The 9,658-nt window shown below is 41.1% G+C and carries 8 protein-coding genes and 1 pseudogene; 2 read left to right on the top strand and 7 right to left on the bottom strand.

From position 1 onward, the window contains the following. Nucleotides 1–128: 128 nt before the first annotated feature. Together Q0081_RS24005 and Q0081_RS31970 are read right to left on the bottom strand one after the other, a co-directional pair. Nucleotides 129–1,460: an HlyD family secretion protein gene (locus Q0081_RS24005; protein ID WP_298359770.1), complete on the bottom strand. Its 1,332-nt coding sequence runs from the start codon at nt 1,458–1,460 to the stop codon at nt 129–131. A gap of 54 nt (nt 1,461–1,514) precedes the next feature. Then, nucleotides 1,515–3,833, bottom strand: a pseudogene (locus Q0081_RS31970) (peptidase domain-containing ABC transporter). Nucleotides 3,834–3,859: 26 nt separating this feature from the next. Here Q0081_RS31970 and Q0081_RS23995 point away from each other — a divergent pair. Both Q0081_RS23995 and Q0081_RS23990 read left to right on the top strand, forming a co-directional pair. Next, nucleotides 3,860–4,315, top strand: coding sequence for a DUF6934 family protein (locus tag Q0081_RS23995; RefSeq protein ID WP_298359767.1), 456 nt, complete (start codon nt 3,860–3,862; stop codon nt 4,313–4,315). After that, nucleotides 4,299–4,457 (top strand): hypothetical protein, encoded by a 159-nt coding sequence (locus Q0081_RS23990; protein WP_298359776.1) that lies wholly within the window; start codon nt 4,299–4,301, stop codon nt 4,455–4,457. Before Q0081_RS23995 ends, Q0081_RS23990 begins: the two co-directional genes overlap by 17 nt. Here the strand turns inward: Q0081_RS23990 and Q0081_RS23985 are convergent. The 5 genes from Q0081_RS23985 to Q0081_RS23965 all read right to left on the bottom strand — a co-directional run bounded on the left by Q0081_RS23985 (nt 4,402) and on the right by Q0081_RS23965 (nt 9,556). Next, nucleotides 4,402–4,533, bottom strand: coding sequence for a hypothetical protein (locus Q0081_RS23985; protein ID WP_298359773.1), 132 nt, complete (start codon nt 4,531–4,533; stop codon nt 4,402–4,404). The genes Q0081_RS23990 and Q0081_RS23985 overlap by 56 nt on opposite strands. Nucleotides 4,534–4,805: 272 nt before the next feature. After that, nucleotides 4,806–6,731 carry a carboxypeptidase-like regulatory domain-containing protein gene (locus Q0081_RS23980; RefSeq protein WP_298359764.1) on the bottom strand — a complete coding sequence of 642 codons (1,926 nt, stop codon included), beginning with the start codon at nt 6,729–6,731 and terminating at the stop codon, nt 4,806–4,808. Between the two features lie 506 nt (nt 6,732–7,237). After that, nucleotides 7,238–8,659, bottom strand: a complete 1,422-nt coding sequence (locus Q0081_RS23975; RefSeq protein WP_298359761.1) for a thioredoxin-like domain-containing protein — start codon at nt 8,657–8,659, stop codon at nt 7,238–7,240. Between the two features lie 213 nt (nt 8,660–8,872). Next, nucleotides 8,873–9,028: a cysteine peptidase family C39 domain-containing protein gene (locus tag Q0081_RS23970; protein WP_409034092.1), complete on the bottom strand. Its 156-nt coding sequence runs from the start codon at nt 9,026–9,028 to the stop codon at nt 8,873–8,875. 255 nt (nt 9,029–9,283) lie between these two features. Next, complete coding sequence (locus Q0081_RS23965; RefSeq protein ID WP_298359758.1) at nt 9,284–9,556, bottom strand: peroxiredoxin; 273 nt, start codon at nt 9,554–9,556, stop codon at nt 9,284–9,286. Nucleotides 9,557–9,658 lie beyond the last annotated feature (102 nt).

Raw genomic sequence — 9,658 nt, 5'->3', positions numbered from 1 at the left:
GTGCTGTGACAACTTGGGCAAAATAGGTACATAATCTTTGAGTTTAGTCACTCCAAAGTTAGGCATTTGCCCCAGTTGTCTATTTTTTTGTTATAGCATTACTTTGCGCGCACTGCCTTCTCTTTTACCTATCTCAGCATCTTCCTGACTTCATAAAACATCCGTTCCGCAATACTCAAATCTTCGGTTACGATTTCGGCAGTAGCATTTAGACCATTTTTGAAAGGAAGGGTTTTTCGTGACGAAGTTTGTAGCCCTTTGGGTAAACCAACCACTGCCCGAAACGTACTGTCAGAAGAAGGAACGGCAGCAATGTTTTGAATATTCCCTTCCACTATCCCAAATTGTTCAAATGGATAACTTTGAAATTTAACCAAAACCCGTTGCCCCTCTTTTACCTTTCCCGAATTTCTCTGAGGAATACGCGCCTCGCCAAAAAAGCTTTTTTGAGAACTTCCAACGTAAAACAGGATCTCATCGTTTTTGATAGATTGGCCTTCCTGCCAAAGCGACGCAAAAAACACCTGGCCGTCTTTGGGTGAAACAAGTACAAAACGGGTTTTCCAAGTTCCCACCGCAGCCCGTAACGTACTGAGTGCCTGCGCACACTTTGCTTTTTGGTCGTTGGCCTGTTTGTCCAGTTCCGCCAACTCTTTTTGTTTTTGGGTCTGAGCAGCGGCGTTATTGGTTAAGGTCATGTCCAACTGTTTCAATGGCAATTGTTTAGCCAAATAATTACGTTCTTCCCGATTGTATTCCACGGGTGCAATGACTTTTTCCTGAAAGAGTTTTTGGTGCATCTCAAACTCTTTCTCTATTAATTTGAATTCCTTTTTTTGAATGTCAAGTTGGTCCAATAACTGTTCATTGTTCTTCTTTAGGTTGGCCAATTCGTCGTTCAGAAAATTTCTCTTTTTGTCCAAATAACCATTGGCAAACAGCGTCGCCGTTTCAGTAAATGGCTGCATAAAAGTTTGATAATCGGCTTGTAATTCGCCCAGTTTTTGAAAATCGCCCGCTTTAAAAGAGGAAATTACCTCAAAACGGCCTATTTTCACCCAACTTGCCAGTTTCTCCAACGCTTGCCCAAGCCTCAAAACTTCTTGGTGCGAAGCGGTGCTTTCCAAATAAGCCAAAGTTTGCCCCTGCTGTACCTGCTGATTTTCCTTGACCCACAATTTCACCAACCGCCCGGTGGATTTAGCTACGACGGGCTTGGGAGCATCGTCAGAAGTGAGACAAAAGGAGACAGTTACGATTTCGGGGTACTTGATGACCCAGGCCAACGCCATCATCCCCAACAAAATAAGCAGGAAAAGTGTATTGCCCCAACGCAACGCCCAAGGAGGAGTATGACTGAGCACTTCCTGCAACTCCTCGTTGCGCAATTCCTCAAAAGATCCCTCCAGCCCCCCTACCCCCAATGGGGGAGTACTTATTTGGTTATTATGTAAGCTCATTGTGGTTAAATTTAAGTCTAATGCGGGATGAGGTTACCCGCACGGTTTAGGGGCTCACAACTCCAACTGATTTTTCACCAATTGATAATAATCGCCTTGCTGCGATGTCAATTCGGCATGGGTGCCTATTTCAGTAATCATGCCTTTGTCCAATACCACAATCTGATCGGCATTTTTGACCGTGCTCAGTCGGTGCGCTACTACGATGATTGTTCGGTTTTTGAAAAATTCATTCAGGTTTTCTACAATCACGGCTTCGTTGTGGGCATCCAATGCATTCGTCGCTTCATCAAAGAAAATATATTGCGGATCTTTGTAAACGGCTCGGGCAATGAGCAACCGTTGTTTTTGTCCTTGGCTCACGCCCGTTCCTTCGGCTCCGATTTTGGTGTGAAACCCCAAGGGCAAAGATTCTATAAACTCCAAAATATTAGCCACTTGGGCGGCATGGTACAGTTTTTGGCGGTCAATGATTTCTACGCCTACGGCAATGTTACGGGCGATGGTGTCTGAAAAAATAAATCCATCCTGCATCACTACACCGCATTGTTTGCGCCAGTGTTTATGTGAAATAGAAGACAAATTTATACCACCTACAAATATTCCCCCGTTGGGGGTTAGGGGGCTTTTTTGTGGGTCATAAAATCGTAGCAATAATTTTAACAGGGTCGTTTTGCCACTGCCGCTCATTCCTACAATGGCGGTGGTTTTCCCCTCAGGAATGGTCAGGTTGATGTCGCGCAGTACGGGTTCATTTCCTGCTCCCCGGTAGGTAAATGACACATTGCGGAAGAACAGCCCCCTGGCCCCGCGCGGCGTACCGTCCAATGGGGGAACAGTTATTCCCCCATTGGGGGTTAGGGGGCTGCTTTCATCTTCCAATTCATAGATTTCGTTCAACCGCTCCAAACTGATTTTGGCATCCTGTCCCGATTGAACCAATCCAATAAGTTGTTGAAGGGGTGCATTGACTTGACCAATAATATACTGCACGGCCAACATTCCCCCCAACGTAAGCTGGCCATTAATAACCGCTTGTGCCGACAAAAACGTGATAAAAATGCTTTTTCCTTCGTTGATAAGCAATGCCCCCGCCTACTGCCACTGCGACACCGCCAAGCCTTTCATACCAAGCTTGAACGATTGGGTTTGCAATTGTTCCCATTGCCAACGCATGGGTGTCTCCGCACCTGCCAAACGGATTTCGTGCATTCCTTGAATAAGTTGAACCAAGGTGCTGTTGCTCTTAGCCGATACCCCAAAACGTTGATAATCCAATTTTCGACGGAATTTCAAAAACAGCATCACCCAACCCGCATACAACAAAGCAGAAAGAATCAAAACCCCAAAAATGGTGAGGTTATAAAACGCCAATACCGACCCAAAAACCACTAAATTGAACAGCGAAAAGAGGGTATTGAGGGTTTGCCCCGTGAGAAACTGCTCAATGCGGTGATGATCACCAATACGCTGCATAATGTCGCCAAACTGCTTGGTATCAAAGAAGGACAGCGGCAAACGGGTGAGTTTGATGAGAAAATCGGAGAGCAGCGACAGGTTGAGCCGCGTACTGAGGTGCATCAGCAGCCACGAACGGATAAACTCCACCGAGGTGCGCCCCACGGTCAAGGCCAACTGCGCCAACAAGACCAACAATATAAAGGAAGGATTGCGGGTTTGAATGCCCACATCCACCACCGACTGCGTCAAAAAAGGTAAAATAAGCTGCAACACACTCGCCACCAACAGCCCTACCCCCAACTGTCCCACTAAGCGGCGATTTTGATACAGATAAGTACCTAAACGACCTGTCCCTAAGCCTTTTTCATCGCCGGTGTGACCCTCCGATTCATGCTCTTTTCCCAATTCAGGCGTTGGTTCCAATAATAAGGCCACTCCCATTTTTTGACCGTTGGAGATGGTAGTAGCCCATTGTTTTTCAAACTCATCACGGGTATAGGTGATAAGCCCACGGGCGGGGTCAGCAACTTGAACCCCACCACCCGGCCTCCTCCGTGCGACGGTCCGACCCAGTAGGAAGGAGGAGAAAATTCCCCTTCCCTCAGAGGGGAAGGGGTTAGGGGATGGGGTTATTACTACAAAATGATTTTGAGACCAGTGTACAATGCAGGGAAAAGGGGCTTCTTGGAGGAGTTTATCTAACGGGACTTTGACCGCAATGGTACGAAAACCGATACTCTCAGCCGCCTCCGAAATCCCCAACAGATTGACTCCATCTTTGCCAATTTGGGTACGTTCCCGCAACTCCTGCGCCGAGTAGTTCTGCCCATAGTACTTAGCCACCATGCGTAGGCAGGTGGGCCCGCAATCCATGGCATCGTGTTGGCGGTAGAGGGGGAACTTTTTGAGCATTCTTGATAAAAGGTTATTTTTGCCAAATGAATAAACCTACCTACCAATTAACAGAGTCTTCTGATGGGTATTGGTACGAATTTGACAGTATCAATAACAATAAAGTCATTCGCAAAGCCATCGGATTCTATGAGTCAATATACGATTCAAATGCGGTTGAATTAGTATTCGGCGATTTGATAGATGGAAAGTTAGACGTAGTAGTGGTAAGCGATAATAAAGATTTTCGTATCATTATCAACACGGTTATTGTTACGGTTTATCGTTTTCTGGAACTTTATCCCGAAAAAAGTATTTTCTTTATGGGAAGTACTAACACAAGAACCCGAATATATCGCGCTATCATCGCTAAACTTTATGATGAAACAGATATCGATTTTGAAATCTATGGTTTAACTTTTGAAAATGAACTTGAAAGGTTTGTTCCGAATAAAAATTATTTTTCATTTCAAATTTCCAAAAAACATGAAAAAGAATCTTAAATCCCTATACCAGTCTGCTGTCATCATTACTGATTCTTCATTAAATGGAAAAATCAATCGAATTGAACTTACTCCCGAACACCAAGCTATGCATGACAAATTGGCCGAAGCATACCAACGAGTGAAAGCAAAAAAACAATAACCTCCTCTTTACCGATTTGGGTACGTTCCCGCAACTCCTGCGCCGAGTAACTCTGCCCGTAGTACTTGGCCACCATCCGTAGGCAGGTGGGCCCGCAATCCATGGCGTCATGTTGCTTATAAATATGGAACTTCATTTAATTTTAGTTGTTGTGCGAGGAATTTTATGACTATTCGTAGGCAGTTAGGCCCGCAATCCATGGCATCGTGTTGACGGTAGAGGGGGAACTTCATTTAAATTGCCAGAGTCTATTGTCAGAAAGAAAATGTTATCAGGTATATGCTAAGTGAATAGGTAACTCACTTAAATTCTCTTTATATTACACCACTCAAGTAATATCTAAAATTTTCAATGAATCGAAATTTCCTTAGTAAAAGGCTGATTTTCAGAAGTAATTCCATTGATTGTAACATAATATTTTAGTCCTTTTGGCAAAACAAAGCGTACAGTAATTTCACCCTGTGTTGATAAGTCGGTAGAGGGTTGCCAGAAAAATAATTTACCTTCGTTGATAGACGCAATGGACGTACCATTGTTGACAGCAGCACGTTTGGTAACTACGTTGATGGCACCGTTTTTTCCCCTTGAACCCAAAAGCGAATTGGCACTCTTGATGACTTCAATCTTCAACACCTCGCTTATTGGAATAGAATTCAAACTTTGCAAAGTGCCAAACGGGATTCCGTCCAAGAGAAAGAGAGGTTCGTCTTCTTCTGCCCCCGTAGGGCGCAAGCTATAACCTCCCCCACGTATTCGGATGCCTTTTCTACTGAACCCCGCTTGATCGGTGGTCTCAATAATATCCAAGCCTGGTACTTTGTGTTGCAAGGCCGTAATCACATTTCCTGAAATAATATCCTTTAGGTCGTTGCTATCTACTACATAATCTACTTTGCCCAACAATGTTTGCGTGGCTCGTTTGTTTCGTTTTACCTTGATTTTGACTTCCTCTAAAGTAATGGCTTTGGGGTCGCGTTTGACTTGGGCAGTATCCGTAAGTGAAGGCTTGGCAAGCAGTGTATCAGCCTGATTTATTGCTGGTTGTGTATCTTCTATTACCGCCACCGATAGCCGTCCGCGCAAGGGCTCGCCATCGGGCCTTTTTACTTGAATACGAAACACCACTGTGTCGCCTTCAAAGGTGTGTTTTATCGAAACCAAAGGGGCAGGTTCGGGTTCTAAGGCACTCTTGCTTTGGGTTTCGGGAGTATTTTTGGGTAAAAATAGTTTCCAATTATTGTTTTCCACCAAGGGTTCGGGTTCATAGTCCAAGGGCAACATATCCGCTATTCTTCGTTCGGCTACATCGCCTGCCCATTCGCAACTATTGGTGTCAAACAACAACCCTGTGGTAGTTACTTCGGTTTTGCCGCCTTTGACTCGAAGCCACGAAACAGGAAAAGGTGCATCTTGATAAGAACCAATCCGATTGATAGTATTGGTATTCAGGATTTCGAGTTCATTGGGTGCTATGATTTCTTTGGAGGAAGGAAAACGTCCCATTTTTATGGCTATAGTGTCATTAAAAGGGAACAATCTTTTCCCTAACTGCGGACTCAGGTGCGAGAAACTCGTTTTTTCGTTGTATTTAGGGTTTACTTCATAGACCACAAATCCCTCTTGTTTTAAGCGTTTTTGGGCTATTGCCTTAAAAAAATGCCGTTCCGAGCCTTCATAGGCTTTTTGCCGATTTTCTTCCAGTTTCTTTTTTTGTTCTTCGTCCGTTGGTTTGAATTTTTCAAATCGCGCCAATCCAGAAAAACTGCTGCGAGTAGAAGAAAACGAGAATCGTTGCAGTTCAAAAAAGATTTTATACCCTAATGGTTTGTTTTCAATTTCAATTATTTTTTGGGCAGAGGCCGAAAATCCTGATATATCCCCCTCAAAATCAATGACCCAAGGATTGAGAATTTTAGTAGCTCGTGCATTTTGATTTGTACCTACAAAAGCACTTTCAAATTTTTTGTACTGCTTGAGCCATGTTTGGTCGCGTTTTCCTTTTACAGACACCTCCGTAATGGTTTGTAGAGAAGAAACGAGTGCGATGTTAATCATCAGCGTATCTTGGTGTATATCAAGTATTTTTTGCCGAAAAGTGGTGTATCCCAACGAAGACACCACGAGTTCTACACTGCCTCCCCGATGATGATTAAAGACGTTTCTGAGTTGATATTTGCCCGTTGAATCCGTCTCGGTCGCATTTGAGGTATTATTGATATAAACAGCCGCAAATTGGATGGGCTCATTTGTTTCGGAATCGGTCACGTTACCCATAAGGACTCGTTGTTGCCCAATAACTTTGAAAGCAACAACGAGTAGACAAGTGATTAATAAGCTAAGCTTGTGCAACTTCATTTTATTCATCAGGGCCTTTAGTACAATTTGAGCATGGACCTGTTGCCATATATTCGAATTATAAAGTGCATATGCACAAAGTGACTCGCAGTAGGCATACAGTTGTGGTGGACAAACCTCCCCTCCCTATATTTGTTTCATTTGACTGCGCGACAACACATTCTCAGAAAATTGCATCAATAACTTTTTCATGTTTTTAATTTTTTTGAATTAAACAATTTATTTGATTTTACTTGGCCAAGTCGTAGGTTGTTAGGACACTATTTAGAAAATAATTTATGTGTGTTTAATAAGTGGGGATTATAACACCGTTTCTATTTTTGTTTTAATCGATTAGGTTGTTTCAGTGGTGAGATTTCCTTTTAATCCTAATCCACATACTAAAAAAGTAGATTGATGAATTAGGGGGGAGAAAACAGCATGAATTATTTGATAGATTTTGTTTTCTTTTCGAGATAAAATATAAATTCTTTCCAAGAGTCTAAAGAAGCTATTCGTGGAGCATTTAGGCTTATTATATGCCTTTTCGTAGGATCTATGAGAATATATCTTGGAAAGCTTTGTATTTGATATTTAGACAAAAGAAGAGATAAGCTATCTAATAGTAAATATTCATCCTCTTCCCATTTATATTTTTCCAAAGCTCTTTCCCAATTTTTAGATGAGTGATCTACGGAAATACTAATTATTTTTATATTTTTTCTTTTAAGGAAGTTTTTAGTTGGAGCAGAATTTAATCTATCCTTAATACATGGTTGACACCAACTTGCCCAAAAATCAAGTACGCAGTATTGATACCTATTATTGTCTGCTATAATTTTCCCTAAAGTAGTTCTATTTATTCTTTTTGACAGTAGTTCTGTTAATTGTACGTCAATCGGAATACTTATTTCAATCCCATGTATTTTGGAATATATCTCTTGCATACGTTCTCTAAATTCATAACTTTTAAAAAAAACGCTATTTGAGCTATAAAGGCTATCAAAGTGAGACGGGTTATCAATGGCAAGATAGGTACTACAATAATTAAAAAACCAGTAACACATCAAAGATTCGACACAGGTAGAACTGTAGTTAGATTTTATAAAATCTAATCCCTGAGTTAACTTATCATCTTTATTTTCTATGTGATTGAACTTCCATTTGAGGTAGTTTGCTGCGAACTCTTGAAAAAACAATGATTTTATATCTATTTCTGATGTTGCCTTTAAGAGAACTAATTGTTCAATTTCTACTACATCTTCTTCTGTTAGAATATCTGTTTTTGGGGCTTTTTTACTTAAAATAACACTTAATAATTGTGCATAGTAGGAATAAACTATTTCTCTTTTAGAAAACAAATAAAATTCTCCAGAGGTTAGGCTTATACTGTGTAAACTGTCTAAGACAGCTATTTTATTTTGTCTTAGAGTTTGAACTTCTTCTTTAAATTCCCTCCAATTGTTCTCGTGTTTTGAGGTAGGTCGAATGAATCTTAAATTTTTTTGTTTAAGTAAATAATGGAATAGATAATTCCCGCTGTATTTACCAGAAACTTCATAAATATGACTTCCATCTGTAATTAATGATATAGTATCACCTGGTGATATAAAAACACGGCTATTACTTATTTGAGCAGGAAAAGAACGAGACAAAGGTATCCTAAAAGTAAAGCTACTATCATCAAGGTTAATTTTTATTTTATCAAAAATAATATCATCTTGCAAAAGTAAATCAAACCTCCTTAAGGTCTGTTCTTTCCAAATAGTATCTGTACACTTCCCAGAAATAAACGCAAAGACTAAGCTATCATTCTGTGCAAATGCGCAGTTAAAGCAAAGTAATACTATAAAAAAGGATTTTATCATATTTGAGAATAGATTAAAAGTTGTACAAAATTTTGTTCCCCACATTATTTTCCTTGCAAGGAACAAAATTTATAAAAATACATAAAAAAAGGAATGCCTTTATGATTTATCCATAGCAGTCCGTACAATCCCACTCTAATTCACAACCACTTCTACACCAGGCATCAGAATCCTGTTGAGTTGAACACACAGTAGCACGATGAATCGTACATTTTAACTCATTACCTTTAAAACAACGAGCCGAGTAAGAAAACCAATGCTCTCTGCCGCCTCCGAAATCCCCAAAAGATTGACCCCATCTTTGCCGATTTGGGTACGTTCCCGCAACTCCTGCGCCGAGTAGTTCTGCCCGTAGTACTTGGCCACCATGCGTAAGCAGGTAAGACCGCACCGGGCAGGCGTTCCTGTCCATGGCGTCGTGTTGACGGTAGAGAGGGAACTTTTTAGGCATTCTTAATAAAGGTTATTTTTGCCAAATGAATAAACCTACCTACCAATTAACAGAATATCATGGTGAGTAATGAGCCAAAGCATACCAACAAATGAAAACAAAAAATACGCCCGCCCCTTTTTGTCGATTTGGATACATTCCTGCACTGAGTAGCTCTGCCCGGGTTCTCCTGATTAAGGCTTACTACCAAAAATTTCAGCTAATTTTTTGTCCAAATTTTCTCCCCGTATATTTTTCGCAAGGACTTTACCGTCAGGCCCAATCAGGAAGTTTTGAGGAACAACCTGAATGGCGTATTGTTTTACTATGTCGGCGTTCCATTGTTTTAACTCCGATACATGAGTCCAGTCAAGGTGGTCTTTGTGGATGGCTTTTAGCCAAGCTTCTTTCCCGTTAGGTCTATCTAACGAAACACCTAAAATGGTAAAATTTTGGTAGTGCTTCAATTATGGTGCTGAGAGCCCCATTGCATGATTCAAATTATGGTAGCATAAATAGAATTTGATAGCCCCAATGTGATTTTCTAATTTTTTAGAAAATGAGAGGGT

The organism is Runella sp. (genome assembly GCF_027484545.1).
Taxonomy (GTDB): Bacteria; Bacteroidota; Bacteroidia; order Cytophagales; family Spirosomataceae; genus Runella.
This window is presented reverse-complemented; position numbering and strand designations above follow the sequence as displayed.

Bases quoted from the DNA above. Each gene is read 5' to 3' on its own strand.
- Q0081_RS23985 (WP_298359773.1), bottom strand. From the start codon at position 4,533: ATGGTGGCCAAGTACTACGGGCAGAGTTACTCGGCGCAGGAGTTGCGG.
- Q0081_RS23980 (WP_298359764.1), bottom strand. From the start codon at position 6,731: ATGGGTAACGTGACCGATTCCGAAACAAATGAGCCCATCCAATTTGCG.
- Q0081_RS23990 (WP_298359776.1), top strand. From the start codon at position 4,299: ATGAAAAAGAATCTTAAATCCCTATACCAGTCTGCTGTCATCATTACT.
- Q0081_RS23975 (WP_298359761.1), bottom strand. From the start codon at position 8,659: ATGATAAAATCCTTTTTTATAGTATTACTTTGCTTTAACTGCGCATTT.
- Q0081_RS23970 (WP_409034092.1), bottom strand. From the start codon at position 9,028: ATGGTGGCCAAGTACTACGGGCAGAACTACTCGGCGCAGGAGTTGCGG.
- Q0081_RS23995 (WP_298359767.1), top strand. From the start codon at position 3,860: ATGAATAAACCTACCTACCAATTAACAGAGTCTTCTGATGGGTATTGG.
- Q0081_RS24005 (WP_298359770.1), bottom strand. From the start codon at position 1,460: ATGAGCTTACATAATAACCAAATAAGTACTCCCCCATTGGGGGTAGGG.